This window comes from Paraburkholderia sp. HD33-4 (assembly GCF_021390635.1).
In the GTDB taxonomy this organism is placed as follows: domain Bacteria; phylum Pseudomonadota; class Gammaproteobacteria; order Burkholderiales; family Burkholderiaceae; genus Paraburkholderia.
Genome location: NZ_JAJEJS010000001.1, coordinates 3,505,686 through 3,523,912, shown reverse-complemented (window position 1 = coordinate 3,523,912; position 18,227 = coordinate 3,505,686). Strand labels below are relative to the sequence as shown.

At 61.4% G+C, this 18,227-nt stretch carries 16 protein-coding genes; 15 read left to right on the top strand and 1 reads right to left on the bottom strand.

What is annotated here, in order from left to right; translation table 11 throughout:
- The first annotated feature begins 49 nt into the window (after positions 1–49).
- The 13 genes from L0U84_RS15665 to L0U84_RS15605 all read left to right on the top strand — a co-directional run bounded on the left by L0U84_RS15665 (position 50) and on the right by L0U84_RS15605 (position 15,015).
- Positions 50–1,069: a Gfo/Idh/MocA family protein gene (locus L0U84_RS15665; RefSeq protein ID WP_233850997.1), complete on the top strand. Its 1,020-nt coding sequence runs from the start codon at positions 50–52 to the stop codon at positions 1,067–1,069.
- A 19-nt stretch (positions 1,070–1,088) separates the two neighbouring features.
- Positions 1,089–2,681, top strand: coding sequence for an acyl CoA:acetate/3-ketoacid CoA transferase (locus L0U84_RS15660; protein WP_233850995.1), 1,593 nt, complete (start codon positions 1,089–1,091; stop codon positions 2,679–2,681).
- A complete protein-coding gene (locus L0U84_RS15655; RefSeq protein WP_233850994.1) occupies positions 2,674–3,456 on the top strand; it encodes an enoyl-CoA hydratase/isomerase family protein in 783 nt (260 codons plus the stop codon). Before L0U84_RS15660 ends, L0U84_RS15655 begins: the two co-directional genes overlap by 8 nt.
- Before the next feature lies 1 nt (position 3,457).
- On the top strand, positions 3,458–4,999 hold the full coding sequence (locus tag L0U84_RS15650) for an aldehyde dehydrogenase family protein (RefSeq protein WP_233850993.1): 1,542 nt from the start codon (positions 3,458–3,460) through the stop codon (positions 4,997–4,999).
- A gap of 88 nt (positions 5,000–5,087) precedes the next feature.
- Entirely contained in the window at positions 5,088–6,344 is a 1,257-nt protein-coding gene (locus tag L0U84_RS15645; RefSeq protein WP_233850992.1) for an ABC transporter substrate-binding protein, read from the top strand.
- 78 nt (positions 6,345–6,422) lie between these two features.
- Positions 6,423–7,397, top strand: a complete 975-nt coding sequence (locus L0U84_RS15640) for a carbohydrate ABC transporter permease (RefSeq protein ID WP_233850991.1) — start codon at positions 6,423–6,425, stop codon at positions 7,395–7,397.
- Between the two features lie 29 nt (positions 7,398–7,426).
- Complete coding sequence (locus L0U84_RS15635; protein WP_442794010.1) at positions 7,427–8,320, top strand: carbohydrate ABC transporter permease; 894 nt, start codon at positions 7,427–7,429, stop codon at positions 8,318–8,320.
- Between the two features lie 3 nt (positions 8,321–8,323).
- Positions 8,324–9,430 (top strand): ABC transporter ATP-binding protein, encoded by a 1,107-nt coding sequence (locus tag L0U84_RS15630; RefSeq protein ID WP_233850990.1) that lies wholly within the window; start codon positions 8,324–8,326, stop codon positions 9,428–9,430.
- Between the two features lie 30 nt (positions 9,431–9,460).
- Positions 9,461–10,240, top strand: coding sequence for a 3-ketoacyl-ACP reductase (locus L0U84_RS15625; protein WP_233850989.1), 780 nt, complete (start codon positions 9,461–9,463; stop codon positions 10,238–10,240).
- 10 nt (positions 10,241–10,250) lie between these two features.
- A complete protein-coding gene (locus tag L0U84_RS15620) occupies positions 10,251–11,975 on the top strand; it encodes a GMC family oxidoreductase (RefSeq protein WP_233850987.1) in 1,725 nt (574 codons plus the stop codon).
- On the top strand, positions 11,878–13,050 hold the full coding sequence (locus tag L0U84_RS15615; RefSeq protein WP_233850985.1) for a dihydrodipicolinate synthase family protein: 1,173 nt from the start codon (positions 11,878–11,880) through the stop codon (positions 13,048–13,050). Before L0U84_RS15620 ends, L0U84_RS15615 begins: the two co-directional genes overlap by 98 nt.
- 29 nt (positions 13,051–13,079) lie before the next feature.
- Positions 13,080–13,640 (top strand): heme-binding protein, encoded by a 561-nt coding sequence (locus L0U84_RS15610; protein WP_233850983.1) that lies wholly within the window; start codon positions 13,080–13,082, stop codon positions 13,638–13,640.
- 43 nt (positions 13,641–13,683) lie between these two features.
- On the top strand, positions 13,684–15,015 hold the full coding sequence (locus tag L0U84_RS15605) for an MFS transporter (RefSeq protein WP_233850981.1): 1,332 nt from the start codon (positions 13,684–13,686) through the stop codon (positions 15,013–15,015).
- 31 nt (positions 15,016–15,046) lie between these two features.
- On the opposite strand, the gene L0U84_RS15600 is transcribed toward L0U84_RS15605, so the two are convergent.
- Positions 15,047–15,982 (bottom strand): helix-turn-helix domain-containing protein, encoded by a 936-nt coding sequence (locus tag L0U84_RS15600; protein WP_233850979.1) that lies wholly within the window; start codon positions 15,980–15,982, stop codon positions 15,047–15,049.
- 134 nt (positions 15,983–16,116) lie between these two features.
- Here L0U84_RS15600 and L0U84_RS15595 point away from each other — a divergent pair, with 134 nt between their 5' ends.
- Entirely contained in the window at positions 16,117–17,655 is a 1,539-nt protein-coding gene (locus L0U84_RS15595) for an FAD-dependent oxidoreductase (RefSeq protein ID WP_233850977.1), read from the top strand.
- A 13-nt stretch (positions 17,656–17,668) separates the two neighbouring features.
- Complete coding sequence (locus L0U84_RS15590) at positions 17,669–17,944, top strand: hypothetical protein (RefSeq protein ID WP_233850975.1); 276 nt, start codon at positions 17,669–17,671, stop codon at positions 17,942–17,944.
- Positions 17,945–18,227: the final 283 nt, after the last annotated feature.

The following is an 18,227-nucleotide window of genomic DNA, read 5'->3' as shown; positions in this document are numbered from 1 at the left end:
TTGGAACGATCCAACGAACTCGAATTGGAACGTTCCAATGGAGTGAGACATGACTGCAAAAATCCGCTGGGCGCTGATTGGCGCCAGCACCATCGCCGACGAATGGATGGTCGATGCCATCCGCTCGCAACCCGACGGCGAGATCGTCACGGTAATCAGCGGTAGCGCGGAGCGCGCACGCGGATTCGCTGAAAAGAACGCGATTCCTTCGCACTCGACGGACCTCGGCTCAGTACTCGCCGATCCCTCCATCACAGCCGTGTACATCAGCAGCACCAACGACAGGCATCTGTCGCAAGCGCTCGCGGCAGCGAAGGCGGGCAAGCACGTGCTGTGCGAAAAGCCTCTTGCTTTGACCGAGGACGAGGCCGCGCAAATGATCGAGGCATGCGAATCGCACGGCGTGAAGCTCGGCACGAACCATCACCTGCGCTGCGCCGCTACACATCGGAAGATCCGCGAACTGATCCGTGCCGGTGCGATCGGCATGCCTCTGTTCGTGCGCGTCTTCCACGCGGTCTCGTTGCCGCCGCATCTGCGTGGCTGGCGCATCGAACGACCCGAAGCGGGTGGGGGCGTGATCCTCGACATCTCCGTGCACGACATCGACACCCTGCGCTTTCTGCTCGACGACGAACCCGTCGAAGTCAGCGCGATGACGTCGTCGGGAACGATGTCGAGCGCGGGGCTCGCAGATGGAGTCATGGCGATCGTGCGCTTCAGGAACGGCGTGCTCGCGCAACTCCACGACGCGTTCACCGTGCCCTTCGCACCGACCGGACTCGAAATTCACGGCACGACGGGATCGTTGTTCGCGAAGGACGTGATGACGCAACGACCCGTTGGCGAAATCGCGCTGAATACGGCCGACGGCATGCAGAACATCCAGATCGAGCATCGAGACCTGTACTGCACCGCCGTCGCGCAATTCCACCGCGCCATTTCCGGAGACCAGAACCCTGCCGCCACCGGAGCCGACGGCTATCGCTCGCTTGTCGCTGCGTTGTCGCTGATGAAGTCCGCCGAAGCAGGGGAGCACGTGACGGTGCCATCCCGTTTCGCCGAATAAAAGTTTGAGGAGATTGACTGTGCGTTCCAGCAAGGTTGTTTCATTGGCCCATGCGGCGAGCCTGATCGACGATGACGACACGGTCACCGTCAGTTCGTCGAGCGGTCTGGGTTGCCCTGACGCGATGCTCGCCGCCATCGGCGCACGCTTCGAGGCGGAAGGCCATCCGCGCAATCTGACGATGCTGCACCCGATCGCGGCCGGCGACATGTACGGCATCAAGGGTATCGACCATATCGCGAAGAAAGGGCTGATCCAGACGGTCATTGCTGGCTCGTTTCCGAGCGGTCCATCGAGCCTGCCGATGCCCGACATCTGGCATCTGATCACCAATAACGACATCCGCGCATACAACCTGCCGAGCGGCGTCCTGTTCGACATGCATCGTGAAGTCGCGGCGAAACGTCCGGGCGTGCTGACAAAAGTCGGAATCGACACGTACGTCGATCCCGACCGCCAGGGTGGCGCGATGAACGCACAAGCCGCCGAACATCCCATCGTCGAAAAGGTGACGTTCGCGGGTGACGAGTGGCTGCACTACAAGAACTTCGTGCCGCGCGTTGCAATCGTGCGCGCAACCACCGCCGATGAACGCGGCAACCTGTCGTTCGAGCATGAAGGCGCGCTGCTTGGCGGTCGCGATCAGGCGCTGGCCGTGCGCAATAACGGCGGCATCGTGATCGCGCAAGTGAAGCGCGTGGTGAAGGCCGGTTCGCTGCATACGCAGCAGGTGCACATTCCGTGCAACCTCGTCGACTACGTGGTCGTCGATCCCGCGCAGAAACAGACCACCCAGATCGAATACGACCCGGAGATCAGCGGTGAAGTGAAGCTGCCCGATAGCGCGTTCGCGTTCGCCGAATGGCACGCGGACAAGGTCATCGCACGCCGGGCAGCGATGGAACTCGCGCAGAACGACGCGGTGAACCTGGGTTTCGGCATCGCTGCAAACGTGCCGCGCGTTCTTCTCGAGGAGGGCTGCCGCGACGACGTCACGTGGGTCATCGAACAAGGCGCCGTCGGCGGCGTGCCATTGCTCGGTTTCGCCTTTGGATGCTCGGGCAATGCCGACGCGATCATGCCTTCGCCTTCACAGTTCGTGTACTTCCAGGGCGGCGGCTTCGATGTATCGCTGCTGTCGTTCCTGCAAGTGGACCGCTTCGGCAACGTGAACGTGTCGAAGCTGCCGAGCAAGCCGTATCTCACTGCCGGATGCGGCGGCTTTATCGACATCACGACGCATGCGAAGCGTGTCGTCTTCTGCGGCTATTTCACGGCGGGCGCACAGATCGAAGTGGGCAACGGCCGTCTGAAGATCGTGAAGGAGGGCAAGAAGAAGTTCATTGCCGATGTCGATCATGTGACCTTCAGCGGACGCATGGGACAAAAGCGCGCTCAGCAAGCGCTGTATGTCACGGAGCGGTGTGTGATTCGACTCGGCGACAACGGTCTCGAAGTGATCGAGATCGCGCCCGGCATCGATCTGCAAAAGGACGTACTCGATCAGTGCGAAATCGGGCTCGCCGTATCTCCCTCCCTGAAGACCATGGATGAGTCCATTTTCACTGACTCTCCTTTCGGTCTGAAGCTGAAGGAGGAGCGTCATGGCTGACCAGAGATTGATCCAGATCGAGAAGGCGAACGCCGTTGCCGTCGTCACGCTCAATCGCCCGGAGAAGCTCAATGCGCTGACTCCGGAGATGCTCGATCAACTTGAAGCTGCGGCGGCACAGCTCGAGTCGGATCCAAACGTGCGCGCTGTCGTGCTAACAGGCGCAGGCGACCGCGCATTCTGCGTGGGCGCGGACATCAACCAGTGGTCGGCACTCGCGCCGCTCGACATGTGGCGAGTATGGGTCTCGCGCGGCCATCGCATTTTCGACCGCTGGGCGGCATTGCGTCTGCCTGTCGTCGCGGCGATCAACGGTCCGGCATTCGGCGGCGGTCTCGAGTTGGCAGCCGTGGCCGACGTGCGCGTCGCGGATCCGCATGCCACGTTCGCGCTTCCCGAGGCGAGCATTGCAACCTGCCCGGGCTGGTCCGGCACGCAACGGCTGGTTTCGCTGATCGGTCCGAGCCACGTGAAATCGCTTGCGCTGACCGCGAAGCGGATCGATGCGCAACGCGCGTACGCGATCGGTTTGATCGACGAAATCTCCACGCCGAAAGAGTCGGTCACTACAGCTGTCGCACTCGCTGAAAAGATCGCGACGCTCGCGCCCGTCTCCGTGCAACTGACGAAGCAACTGATTAACGCCGCCTCGGGATTCGGAGCCGGCACAACGCTCGAAGCCATGGCGGGCGCGCTGTCCGCGTCGACGCACGACGCCCGCGAAGGCATGGCCAGTTTCCGTGAACGGCGCCCAGCGCAATACGAGGGTCAATGACATGACGTACGACACTGCAATTCCCGCTGCAACTGCGCTTCTGGCAAGCGATAAAGCACCCGCGCACGAAGCTTTCAAGGGCCGCATGTACATCGACGGAACGTGGACCGAATCAGCGGACCAGCAGCGCTTCGAGCGCCGCAGTCCCGCGCATGGTCACGTTGTCAGCTCGTTTCCTGAAGCGACGCCGGCGGACGTCGAGCGAGCGATCAAGGCCGCTGACGTCGCCTTCCGTCACGGTCCATGGCCGAAGCTCAAGGGTGCGGAACGTGCGCGGATTCTGCTCGCGATCGCCGACGGCATCAAGGCACGTGTCGACAGGATGTCGCTGCTCGAATCGCTCGAAACGGGCAAACCGCTTGCGCAGGCACGCGGCGAAGTCTCCGGCTGCATCGATCTCTGGCAGTACGCAGCGAGCCTTGCCCGCACGACGAGTGGCGACGCATACGACACACTCGGCGAAGACATGCTCGGCATCGTACTGCGCCAGCCGATTGGTGTCGTCGGACTCATCACGCCGTGGAATTTTCCGCTCTGGATTCTTTCCCAGAAGTTGCCGTTCGCACTCGCGGCAGGCTGCACGTGCGTCGTCAAGCCAAGTGAGCTGACGTCGAGCACGACCGTCATGTTGATGGAGATTCTCGAACAGGCCGGTGTCCCGGCGGGCGTCGTCAACGTGGTGACGGGAAAGGGCCCGTCCGTCGGCCAGCCGCTGGCGGAGCACGACGCCATCGACATGCTGTCGTTCACCGGTTCGACGCGTGTGGGTAGCCTGCTCGGCGGACTCGCATCGCAGAAGCTGAAGAAGGTCGCGCTCGAACTCGGTGGCAAGAATCCGCAGATCGTCTTCCCCGATTGCGACTGGGACGCGATGATCGATGCCGTCGTGTTCGGGGTGTATTTCAATGCCGGCGAATGCTGTAACAGCGGAAGCCGGGTGCTCGTGCACGAATCGATTGCAGAGCGCTTCGCGCAGGCGGTAGTCGAGCGCGCGCGCCAGGTGCCGGTTGGCGACCCACTGCATCCCGAATGCAAGATCGGCGCAATCGTCAGCGAGAACCAGCTGGCCGAGATTCTCGGCAACATCGAAAAGGGCGTCGCGGCAGGCGCCCGGCTGCGTCTGGGCGGAAAACGCTATGACGCGGATGGCCTGTATCTGGAGCCGACTGTCATCAGCGATGTCGCGCCCGACATGAGCATCGCGCGCGAAGAAATTTTCGGCCCTGTGCTCGCGATCATCCCTTTCTCAGACACGCGCAACGCGATCGATATCGCCAACGACACGGCCTATGGGCTCTCCGCCGCCGTCTGGAGCAACGACATCAACACCTGCCTGACTGTCGCGCGCGGCGTCGATGCGGGGACCGTTTGGGTCAACACCTTCCTCGACGGTTACCCCGAACTGCCGTTCGGTGGATTCAAGTCGAGCGGCGTCGGACGCGAACTCGGCAAGCAGGCGGTCGAGGACTACACCGAGACGAAGACGATCCAGCTGCACATCGGACAGCGCAAGAACTGGTGGCTGCCGCGTCAAGCCCACTGACCACGAATCTACCCAGATCACTGCACGGCATGCCCGCCGTGGAGTTCGAAAAAAAGCCCGTTAAGAGAGCCTCATCATGGAGACGAAAATGTTCAAGAAGCGTATTACTGCAATCGCTGTCGGCCTCGTTGCCTGCCACGCGCTGTCCGCTGCCGCGGCCGACACGAAAACGGTGGAAGTCATGCACTGGTGGACTTCCGGCGGAGAAGCCAAGGCACTCACTGTCCTCAAGGACGGCCTGAAGGCAAAGGGCTATGCATGGAAGGACAGCCCGATCGCGGGCGGCGGCGGAGAAGCCGCGCGTACGGTGCTGAAGGCTCGCGTCGCATCGGGCAATCCGCCCGATGCGATTCAGATGCTCGGCTTCACGATCCCCGAATACGCGCAGGAGGACTACCTGCAGAACCTCGATGCCGTCGCCACCAAGGAAGGCTGGGACAAACTCGTGCCCGCGCCGATCCAGAAGTTCTCGAAGGTCGATGGTCACTGGGTCGCCGCACCTGTCGATGTGCACCGCACGAACTGGATCTGGGCGAACAAGAAGATCTTCGATCAATTGAAGCTCACGCCGCCGAAGACATTCGACGAACTCGTCGCGGACGCCGACAAGATCCGCAAAGCCGGCTACGTTCCGCTCGCGCACGGCGGCCAGGCGTGGCAGGAAGCGACGATTTTCGATAGCGCGGTGATGTCGGCAGGCGGTCCGAAGTTCTATCAGCAGGCGCTCGTCAAGCTCGACCCCAACGCACTCGGCTCGAAGACGATGGAAAAGGCCTTCGACCAGATGCGCGCATTGCGCGGCATGGTCGACCCGAACTTCCCCGGCCGCGACTGGAATCTTGCGACGTCGATGGTGATCACCGGCAAGGCAGCGATGCAGATCATGGGTGACTGGGCCAAGGGCGAGTTTGCATCGGCAGGCAAGCAGCCGAACGTCGACTATCTCTGCTTCAACTATCCGGGAACGGATGGTGACTTCATCTTCAACACCGATCAGTTTGCGGGCTTCAAGAAGGGCGAGGCGAGTCTGCCGGGCGAGTACGCGTTCGCGTCGACCATCATGGACAAGGGCGTCCAGGCGAAATTCAACCAGATCAAAGGTTCGATTCCGGCGCGGCTCGATGTGCCAGAGGACGGCTTCGACGATTGCGGCAAGAAGTCGATGAACGACATGCGCGCGGCGCTCAAGACGGACTCGATGGTCGGCAGCTTCGCGCACGGACATGCGATGCCCGACGGTCCGAAGAACGCCGTTTATGACGTCGTCACACACTTCTTCAATTCGAATCAGTCGTCTGCGGATGCCGTCAAGTCTCTCGTCGCCGCAGTGAAGAACTCGCAGTAAGCCAAATGGTCCTCATGCGGATGCGGCACCGTACGCTGCGCTGCGCGAGGCCCGTCATCTCCGACGGTAGGTGTTGCCATGCTATTGCACAATCGCGCCCACGCGGCGACCAGTCTTGAAGATCTGAACAGCGGCTCGGGCGATAGTCCGACGCGAAAACGATCGACGTTGCGAAACCGCTTCGAAGCGGTTTTGCCGAAGATCGTGCTCAGCCCGACGCTGATCATCACGTTGATTTTCGTCTACGGCTTTATCGCCTGGACGACCGTGCTCTCGTTCACCCGGTCACGCGCTTTCGCCAACTTCCACTGGGCAGGTCTGCTTCAGTATGGCCGCGTGTGGGAGCACCCGCGCTGGCATGTGGCGATCGGCAACCTCGGCATCTACGCGTCGCTCTATGTGGTGCTGTGCATGGCGATCGGTCTCGGGCTCGCCATTCTGCTCGATCAGCGGATTCGCGCGGAAGGAGGTCTGCGCGCGCTTTTCCTCTACCCGATGGCGCTGTCGTTCATCGTCACCGGTACCGCATGGAAATGGATTCTCAATCCGGGGCTGGGCCTGACCAAGCTGTTTCATGACTGGGGCTGGTCGAGCTTCCAGTTCGACTGGATCATCAACGACGACATGGCGATTTATACCGTCGTGATCGCCGCTGTCTGGCAGGCGTCGGGCTTCGTGATGGCGATGTTTCTTGCCGGGCTGCGCGGCATCGACCAGGAACAGGTCAAGGCCGCTTCGATCGACGGCGCCCGCATGCCTTCGATCTATCGGCGAATCATCATCCCGCAGTTACGGCCCGTGTTCGTATCGGCATTCGTGATTCTCGTGCACCTCGCCGTCAAGAGCTATGAGCTCGTGATTGCATTGACCGGCGCCGGCCCAGGCTACTCGACCGAACTGCCGTCCACGTTCATGTATTCGTTCACCTTCACCCGTAACGAGCTCGGCATGGGCGCGGCGAGCGCGGTGATGATGCTGTGCACGGTGGCGGCAATCATGGTGCCGTACCTCTACTCCGAAATGAGACCACGCCGTAAGAGCGGCGGCCATTGAACTCAACCGACAGCCCTCAGGAGACAACGATGGCTACCAGAACATGGGACTCACCCCAGATGGTGGTGGGCAAGCATAACTACCTGTCACGAATCGTCATTTATTCGCTACTGGCAATCGTAGCGGTGGTCTATCTCGTACCGCTGCTCGTGATGCTGCTGACGTCGTTCAAGCCGCTGCCCGAAGTCTATTCGGGCAATATCCTCGCGCTGCCGCACCAGTGGACGCTCGATGCATGGGAAAAAGCGTGGGGATCGGCGTGCGTGGGACTTGAATGCTCCGGCGTCAAAGGCTTCTTCTGGAATTCTTTCCGGATGGTCTTCTCAGCCGTGGCGATCTCCACGCTGCTCGGTGCACTGAACGGCTACGTGCTGACCAAATGGCGCTTCAAAGGCGACAACCTGCTGTTCGGACTGGTGCTGTTCGGATGCTTCATCCCGTTCCAGATCGTGCTGATTCCGATGGCGTCGTTCCTCGGCAAGGTGGGTCTCGCGCAATCAATCAGCGGGCTCGTGTTCGTGCACGTCGTCTATGGCCTGTGTTTCACGACACTGTACTTCCGGAACTACTACATCGCGTTTCCCGATGAACTCGTGAAAGCCGCGATGATCGACGGAGCGCGCTTCTTCCGCATCTTCTTCCGCATCCTGCTTCCCAACTCGGTGCCGATCATCACGGTCACGGTGATCTGGCAATTCACGAACATCTGGAACGACTTCCTGTTCGGTGCCTCGTTCACGACGGGCGGCTCCGCGCCCATCACCGTCGCGCTGAACAACATCGTCAATACGTCGACAGGGGTCAAGGAATACAACGTCAACATGGCCACGGCCATGATCGCCGCGCTGCCGACGCTGCTCGTCTATGTGATCGGTGGTCGCTACTTCGTACGCGGTCTGATGGCCGGCTCGGTCAAGGGGTAAATCATGTCTTCTTTGCACGTATCCAATGTTCGCAAAGCCTACGGATCCACTGAAATTCTCAAGGAGATCAACATCGATGTCGAGGATGGCGATTTTCTGGTTCTCGTCGGGCCGTCGGGCTGCGGAAAATCGACGCTGCTTTCTCTGATCGCCGGACTCGACACACTCTCGGGCGGCGAAATCCGCATCGGTAATGACAAGGTCAACGACCTGCATCCGAGCGAGCGCGATATCGCAATGGTGTTTCAGAGCTATGCGTTGTATCCGAACATGTCCGTCGGCCAGAACATCAGCTTCGGTCTGGAGATGCGCAAAGTCTCGAAGCCCGACCGCGAGAAGGCGGTGAAAGATGCCGCCCGTCTGCTGCAGATCGAACACCTGCTCGACCGGCGTCCGGGCCAGCTATCAGGGGGACAACGTCAGCGTGTCGCAATGGGTCGCGCGCTGGTGCGTCATCCGAAGATCTTCCTGTTCGATGAACCATTGTCGAACCTCGATGCAAAGCTGCGTGTCGATATGCGCACTGAGATCAAGAAGCTTCATCAGCGCCTGGGCGCGACCATCGTCTACGTCACGCATGACCAGATCGAAGCGATGACACTCGCCACCCGTATTGCCGTGATGAAGGGCGGCGTCCTGCAGCAGCTCGGCACGCCCGCCGAGGTCTACAACACGCCCGCCAACACGTTCGTCGCGACCTTCATGGGCTCACCCTCGATGAACCTGATTCCGGCGCGCATCGAGCGTATGAATGGCGCGCTGCGTCTGAAAGTGGGGGAAGGCCTGAAGGCCATCGATCTTGCACTGCCGCCGCAACCCGCGGCCGTCGAGCGCTACATCGGCAAGGAGGTGATCGCGGGGTTGCGCCCCGAGGCGATCGGTGTGGAAAACGAGCGTGCCACGTCGGCGCTGCGCACCGTGCCCGTCACGATCAACGTGCTCGAACCGACGGGGCCCGACACGCTGGCCGTGCTCGACCTCGGCGGCATGGAAGTCTCCGCGCGGCTCGGCGCCGACATGCCGCACGCGTCCGGAGAACGATGCGAACTGCGCGTCGATCTGTCGAAGCTCGTGCTGTTCGACACCGATACGGAAGCCCGGATTCACTGAGCCCCCAGCGCAACGATAGATGGTGCAACCATGAGCAAGATAGCTGGAAAGTTTCCGACCGCATTGGTAACGGGTGCGCGACGCGGCATTGGCCGGTCGATCTGCGTCGCGCTTGCGCGGCGCGGCTTCGACATTGTGCTGACCGACGTCGTGAACGACGAGGATGCGGCGACGACCTGCGCACTCGTGCGCGACGAAGGTCAGGACGCTCTGTTCATTCAGAGCGATCTCAGTGACATCGCTTCGCACGAACGCGTCGTCGAGGAAGCCCTTCGTTTCAAGGGAAGCATTGAATGCCTCGTCAACAACGCGGGCATCGGTTCACCGAGCCGCGGCGATCTGCTCGACGTATCGCCGCAAGCATTCGATGCCGTGCTCGGCGTCAATCTGCGCGGCACGTTCTTCATGACGCAGTCCGTCGCCCGCCACATGGTCTCGACGTCCTCCAGCTTTGCGCGGGCGATAGTCACGGTCTCTTCCGTTTCGGCCGAAATGGCATCGACCGAGCGTGCCGAATATTGCCTATCGAAGTCGGCGCTGCCCATGATAACCAGACTCTTTGCCCTTCGACTCGCGAAAGCGAATATCGGCGTGTTCGAGGTAAGACCCGGCATCATCCGCACCCCGATGACGGCAGGCGTCGCCGAGAAGTACGAGGCGCGATTCCGCGAGGGCCTGGTGCCCGCCGGACGCTGGGGTGAAAGCGACGAAGTGGGGCAGGTGGTGGCGACGCTTGCCGGCGGTCTGCTGCCCTTTGGAACAGGCAGCGTGGTCAACGTGGATGGTGGCCTGTCCATCCCAACATTCTGAGCCGAACGCCATGAAAGCGACGACATATGACTACGTGATCGTGGGCGGCGGCTCGGCCGGTTGTGTATTGGCCAATCGCCTGAGCGCCGATCCCTCGATCAAGGTTCTGCTACTGGAAGCTGGCGGTTCGGATCGCCACCCATTCTTCTCGATGCCCGCCGGCTTCGCAAAAATGACGCGCGGCATTGGTTCGTGGGGTTGGTTCACGGTGCCGCAAAAGCATCTGAACAATCGCGTGCTGCGCTTCACGCAGGCGAAAGTGATTGGCGGCGGATCGTCGATCAATGCGCAGATCTACACGCGCGGCGTTCCCGCCGACTACGATGACTGGGAACGGAAAGCGGGCGCGACGGGATGGTCTTATCACGACGTGCTGCCTTACTTCAAAAAATCCGAGAATAATCAGCGCTTCGCAAACGAATATCACAGCTATGGCGGACCGCTCGGCGTATCGAATCCGATCAGCCCGTTGCCGATCTGCGAGGCGTTCTTTCAGGCCGGTCAGGAACTTGGCATTCCGTTCAATCCGGACTTCAACGGTGCGACCCAGGAAGGTCTCGGCTATTACCAGCTAACGCAACTGGATGCGCGGCGGTCATCGACGGCGGCAGGTTTCATCCGCCCCGTGCTCGCAAGGCCAAATCTGACGGTCTGCATGCAGACGAGGACGCTGCGCGTGATCGTCGAAGGGACCCGCGTGATGGGCGTCGAGTACGTGACTGGCGATAGCCGCGATCCGCAGACCGTGCGTGCGTCGCGTGAAGTCATCGTCTCGTCGGGCGCGATCGGTTCACCGAAACTGTTGATGCAGTCGGGCATCGGTCCCGCCGATCATCTGCGGTCGGTTGGTATCAAGCCAATCCACGATCTTCGCGGCATCGGCGCCAATTTGCAGGATCACCTCGACCTCTTTGTTATCGCCGAATGCACGGGCGATCACACCTACGACAAGTACAACAAGCTGCACAACGCCGCATGGGCCGGACTGCAATATCTGTTGCTGAAGAAAGGACCGGTGGCGTCGAGTCTCTTCGAAACCGGCGGCTTCTGGTATGCGGATCGTGACGCGCACGACCGCTCTCCCGACATCCAGTTTCATCTCGGTCTTGGGTCCGGAATCGAAGCGGGCATGGCGAAGCTGAACAATGCCGGTGTCACCCTGAACACTGCGTATCTTCGGCCGCGCTCGCGCGGCACGGTCCGCCTTGCCAGCGCGGATCCTGCCGCGGCGCCGTTGCTCGATCCGAACTATTGGGCCGATCCATACGATCGCGACATGGCGATCAAGGGGCTGCGACTGGCGCGCGATATTCTGCGCGCCCCCGCGATGAAGCGCTATGTACAAAGCGAGGTTCTGCCTGGCCCGCGCGTGAACACCGATCAGGAACTGTTCGAATACGCATGCGCGAATGCGAAGACCGATCACCATCCAGTCGGCACCTGCCGCATCGGACGATCCGATGACCCCGACAGCGTGGTCACGCCAGACCTGCGTCTTATTGGAATCGATGGCCTGAGGGTCGTCGATGCGTCTGTCATGCCGTATCTGCCCTCGTGCAACACAAATGCACCGACGATCATGGTCGCCGAAAAAGCCGCCGACATGATCCTTCAACCCTCAACATCGAGAGGATCGTATGAAGATCAAACTGCCTACATCGGACGGAACAATCCTGGAATACGCGATGCAGCAGCAGGAAGACCAGCTTGCGTCGTCCACCGCGCCGACCTTTAACCGCATCGCCTATGCGGCGGCTCACGTGGTCGTCGACCCCGCTTACGCCTATGAGCCTTGGGGTGATGCGCCACGAGTCGACTGGGACGCTACGCTTGAATTTCGCAGCTACCTGTATGGCTTGGGATTCAAGGTGGCCGAAGCGATGGATACCGCGCAACGCGGCATGGGCATCGGCTGGCCGACCGCCGCGGAGTTGATCCGCCGCAGTATCGCGCATGCGCGCGGGATCCCCGGCGCTGATCTGGCTTGCGGAGCGGGTACCGATCATCTCGATGGCGCACGCGGCCATACGCTTGCAGACATTGTCGCGGGCTATCAGGAGCAGTTCGAGGTGATCGAATCGGCAGGCGGCCGACCGATCATGATGGCGAGTCGCGCGCTATGTGCGGCAGCGCGTTCCGCCGACGACTACAAGCGTGTCTATGACGCGGTGATCTCCGCCTCACGCAACAAGGTCGTGTTGCATTGGCTCGGCGATGCGTTCGATGCTTCGCTCTCCGGGTACTGGGGCAGCCGCGACGTACCGACGGCGATGGCGACCGTGCTCGACATCATCCGTCTTCATCAGGACAGGATCGAAGGCATCAAGATTTCGCTGCTCGACGCGCAATACGAGCGGCAACTCAGGTCGCAGTTACCCGAGAGCGTCGCGATGTTTACAGGCGACGACTACAACTACGGCGAACTCATCGCAGGCGACAGCACCGGTCATTCGCACGCGTTGCTCGGCATCTTCGATCCGATCGCGCCTGTCGCGTCGCGCGCGTTGTCGAAGCTCGCGGCTGGAGACACGAATGCATATCGTCAACTGATCGATCCGACGGTTGCGCTGTCGCGCGAATTGTTCCGTGCGCCCACGCAGTACTACAAGGCGGGCGTCGTGTTTCTCGCATGGCTCAACGGCCATCAGGATCATTTTTCGATGGCGGGCGGCATGGAGTCCGCACGGTCCGTGCAACATTTTGCCGAGGTGTTCCGCAAGGCGGACGCGGCAGGCGTGTTGATCCGGCCGCAGCTCGCAGCCGAGCGTATGGCGTGTTTCCTGAGCGTGCGCGCGGGTGTGTCGCAGTGATAGTGGTTGTTGAGCCGAGGAGACAGGAAATGGCACGACGCAATGGGACTACGCGGAACGAAACATTCGATGAGCAGGCACGGCGCACGAAGCTGCCGGTCTTCAATGCGGAGGTCGCGCGCAGGCTGGGAGAGATAGTCGTCAACATCGCGGGACGCCGCAGCCTGCCAATTGCGGTGGCTGTCGCGCTGCCGGATCGACCGCTGTATTTCTGCGCACTCGAAGGCAGCAATGCGGAGAACGTCGACTGGATCCGGCGCAAGGAGAACACTGTCTTCCGCTTTGAGCGCAGTTCGCTCGAGGTGGGCGTGATGCTGGAACGGAGTGAACAATGCCTCGCGTCGCTCGGTCTGTCGGAGCAGCGCTTCACGGCCTTTGGCGGCGGTGTGCCGTTGCGCGTGGCGGACGAGGGCATCGTCGGTGCGATGTGCGTGTCGGGACTCGATCACGTGGCCGATCACGAACTCGTGGTGGAGGCGTTGTGCTGGCACCTGGGCGTGCCGCACTTCAACGCGATCCTGTCGCATGCCGCGGATGGGCCGCGACCGCACACGAGCCATCCGTCCGAACGGCGCGCGGCCAGCGCCTGAACGACACAGGTCAACAAACCAGAACGACACAGGAGACGCTTTCATGGAAGCGAATGCAATACACAGCGTGGCGCCACGCATGCACACAGCCGGGAAGGCAGGCACCGCCGATCTGGTCCGCGTGATTGCAGCGAGCACGGCCGGCAGCGCGATGGAGTGGTACGACTTCAGCATCTACGGGACCGCGTCCGCGCTGATCTTCGCCGATCTGTTCTTTCCCGGGCTCAGCAAGGCCGCGGGTCTACTCGCGATTTTCGGTGCCTACGCGGCGGGATTCTTTGCGCGACCTGTAGGTGGCCTGTTCTTCGGCTGGCTCGGCGACCGGCTCGGGCGCAAGGTCGTGCTGGTCGCGACCGTGCTGCTGATGGGCGGCTCGACGTTCTGCATTGGCCTGCTGCCAACCTATGCGAGTGCGGGCGTGTGGTCGACGGTGGGTCTCGTGGCGCTGCGGCTGTTGCAGGGCTTTGGCGCGGGTGCGGAGCAGGCGGGCGCTTCGCTGATCGTCTCCGAGTTCGCGCCGGCCGAGCGACGCGGCTTCTATGCCGCGCTGCCGTTCGCGGGCTGCATCATCGGCATCCTGCTGGCTGGTGCGATGTTCACGTGGGTGCAGCATCTGCCGAAGGACGTTTTCTACGCGTACGGCTGGCGCATTCCGTTTCTCTTCAGCGCGCTGGTCGTGATTGCGGGCATCGTGATCCGGATGCGCGTGAAGGAGAGTCCGGTGTTCGAGGAGATCCAGCGACAAGGGCATACCAGCAAACAGCCTGTACGCGATCTGCTGACCGATTCGCGCCGCACGCTGCTCGTCGCCTTCGGCTTGCGCGTGGGCGAGAACGGTTCGTCGTACCTGTATCAGGTGTTCGCGCTCAGCTACCTGACGAAGGTTCTGCTCGTCGACAAGTCGGTCGGTACGCTTGGTATCACTGTTGCGGCCGGTCTGGCTGTAGTGACGATCCCGCTGATGGGCTGGCTGTCCGACCGGTTCGGCCGCCGGATCATGTATCGGCTGGCAGCGCTCTTCACCTGCGCATGGGCGTTTCCGGCCTTCTGGCTCTTCAACACGAAAGATCCCGTGTGGATCATTGTCGGTATGAGCGTGGCAATCGGCGTTGGCGTGTTCGGCATGTACGGCATTCAGGGTGCGTATTTCCCTGAATTGTTCAGTGCGCGGTATCGCTATACCGGTGTCGCGGTCAGCAAGGAGTTCGCAGCGGTGGCCTCGGGGGGCGTCGCGCCTTTCATTGCGGCGGCGTTGATTGGCTGGTCGGGCGGCGCGTATTGGCCAATTGCAACCTATATCGTCGTGTTGGCCGGGGTGACTTTCCTGTCGACGTTCTTTGCACCAGAGACGCGAGGTTGCGATCTCGCCGGATGAGCGGTGAATTGCCGTAGCGCCTGAATGACGCCTACTGATGCTTTTCCAGAGAAGGTGACCTGGTTTCGAGGGACAACGAATCCTCGGGGGCCGGGTTCGTTCCCGCAAACGCTGCGCGAAAGGCGGCCGGCGTCGTCTGCTTCACGGCGCGGAATTGCCGGTTGAAGTTGGCGACGTTCGGAAACCCGGATCGCGAAGCAATGAGGGAGACAGGCCACGACGTGGTGACGAGCATCCGGCACGCGTGGCCGATGCGCACCCGATTCAGGTATTTGCCGATGCTCTCGCCCAGATGCTGAACGAAGTACCGGTTGAGCGTGCGCTCGGACAGCGTCGCCGCTTCGGCCAGTTCCCGCAGCGTCAGGCGCTCGGCAAACCGTGCGTCGATGACGCTCAACGCGCGATTCAGGCGTTCGGGTTCGTGTCCCGACGGCCGGCCCACCCGCCCCTGGTTGAAGGCGGCCGGGGAGGCGAGTGGCGTCGCGTCCTTGTCGGCCAGTAGGCACAACAGCTCGAGCGCGGCGCTCAAGCGTTGCCGCGGCGATTTGGATAGCAGCGCTTCATGCTGCTGACTCACGGCCAATCCGACTTCCGGTGAAAAGGCGAGGCCGGATGCGCCCCGGCGCAACAGCGCGCGTAGCGGTTCGTATTCCGGGCAGCAGTCCGCGATTCGTCTGGCCCAGTCGCCGCTAAACCAGATCACGATCGCCACCTGCGGTGCCGCGGCGTCGATCGACTTGTTCGAAGCCCATGTGTGCGGCAGATCCGGCGGAACCAGCACGAGGTCGTTGCCTTCATAGTCGGCAACCGAATCACCGATGTAGCGCTTGCCACGGCTATTCATCGTGAGCGTAAGTTCGTACTCCGGATGGTGATGCCACTCGAACGGGAGGCGGGCGAGCTTACGGTGGTAGACCCGGATGGAACATCCGGCATCCATCGTGACGTGTTCGTATGCTGGCTTCATGTCCGGATACGCAAATATGATGTCCAGATTGTATCTCTTCCCGAGCGCGGCGGGAGCTAAGATCTGGGCACTGCTGCAGGTACGGAAAACGCATCACCTGAGGGTCGATAGCAATCAACGATATGGAGACTGCAATGCACGCCGACGTCGTCATCATCGGTTCGGGTGTAGGAGGGAGCGCCGTCGCGTGGCAACTGGCGCAGACGGACGCGCGGGTACTCGTCATCGAACGCGGCGAAAATCTGCCGCGGGAGCTGGAGAACTGGGATGCCGAAGCGGTGTTCGGGCAACTTCGTTACCGGACGCGCGACACCTGGCTGAACCGCGCGAACCAACGGTATCGCCCTGGTCAGTACTACTTCGTCGGCGGACATACGAAATTCTTCGGCACAGCGATGTTTCGATTCAGAGAGGCGGATTTCGGGGAGGTGCAGCACGAAGAGGGCATTTCTCCGGCATGGCCGATCTCGTACGCTGACCTGGAACCCTACTACGACCTCGCCGAATCGCTGTTTGGAATCAGGGGAGACTCGAGCGGCGATCCGACGGAGCCGCCTCACTCTCGACCCTATCCGCATCCGCCGGTACCGGATGAACCCGCGATTGCGAGGCTGCGTCGCGACTTCGCACGCCAGGGGCTGCATCCTTTCCATATGCCGAGCTCGATCGATCTGGGCTCTGGGGGAGGCTGCATTCGTTGTGGAACCTGCGATGCCTTTCCTTGCCGCATCGATGCAAAGGGCGACGCGGAGAAATGCCTGTTGCGTCCGGCTCTGAGGCGCGGTTCAGTCACGCTGATGACTGGCGCGCGCGTCACGCGCCTCGTCACGGACGGGACGGGGAGAAGGATCGTATCGGCGGAAATCGAATCGCATGAAGGACGCAAGACCGTGACGGGCGACACGTTCATTCTCTGCGCGGGCGCAATCAATAGCGCAGCGTTGCTACTTGCGTCAGCCAACTCGCGCATGCCGCGGGGGCTCGCGAATTCGTCGGGAGCTGTGGGGCGGTACTACATGAACCACAACTGCACGGCAATACTGGCGATCGATCCGCGCCGTGTGAACGACACCCGATTTCCGAAAACGCTTTCCGTCAACGATTTTTATTATGCGAGCGAACACGACGACTGGCCGCTCGGCAATATCCAGATGCTCGGCAAGATTCGCGAAGCGATGCTGCGTGGCGCGATGCCATACATGCCGAGGCGGGCACTTCGATACCTGAGTGACCACAGTGTCGATCTGTATGCGATGTCCGAGGATTTGCCGGATCGCGATAGCCGGATCGAGCTGACGGAGCAGGGCGAGATCAGGCTCTTGTGGAAACGCACGAATCTGAAGCCACATGCGCGACTTGTCAGTAAGGCGAAGGAAATATTGCGGCGCTCAGGATTTCCGTTGGTCGTGAGCCGCCGATTTGGCGAGGACACGCCGTCGCATCAATGCGGCACGGTGCGCTTTGGCGCCGATCCGGCGTCGTCGCCGCTGGATCCGCTGTGCAAGGCGTACGACCACGACAACCTCTATGTTGTCGATGCCAGCTTCTTTCCATCGTCCGCCGCCTTGAATCCGGCGTTGACGATTGCCGCGCAAGCTTTGCGCGTGGGGGCATCGCTGTGCCACAGCTTTGGCCCACCGGCCATGGTGAATCGGATTGTCGAACCGAGCTGAAAGGAGACGGAAGATGGGAACTGCTGTTCAATGGGCGCTAGTGGGCGCCAGCACGATTGCAGAAGAATGGATGATCAATGCGATCCGCGCTCAACCCGACGGAGCGATCGGGGCCATAGTCAGTAGCGCCCTTGCACGCGCCTGGCAATTCGCAGACAAACATTCCACCCCACAGGCGAGCGCCGAACTGAAGCATGGCGGTATTGCTCGCTGGAAAAACCCGGAAACGAGCCAGATACCACCCGATGCGACCGGCTGTCGACGAGTCAACTCGGATCAGAGGGAATAAAGGACCCAGCAAGACATTGACCTTGTGGGGTCTTCTGGAATACTTCGGCTCCTGCCGGAAAATCTGTTGGTGCTCGGGGCCGGAATCGAACCGGTCCGCCTTGCGGCGGGGGATTTTGGCTATCCCAGATACGGGCGCGCTTCTCGCTGGACGGTGGGCCGCCTGAGGAAGCAGCGCGCGCAAGCTCGAACGCGGAAGGGAATTTCTAAAGGCTGTGCTTACGCCTACTGGCATAAAAAGCTAAATATTTGTCGCGAAAAAGAAAATGCCAATTTCCTTGGCT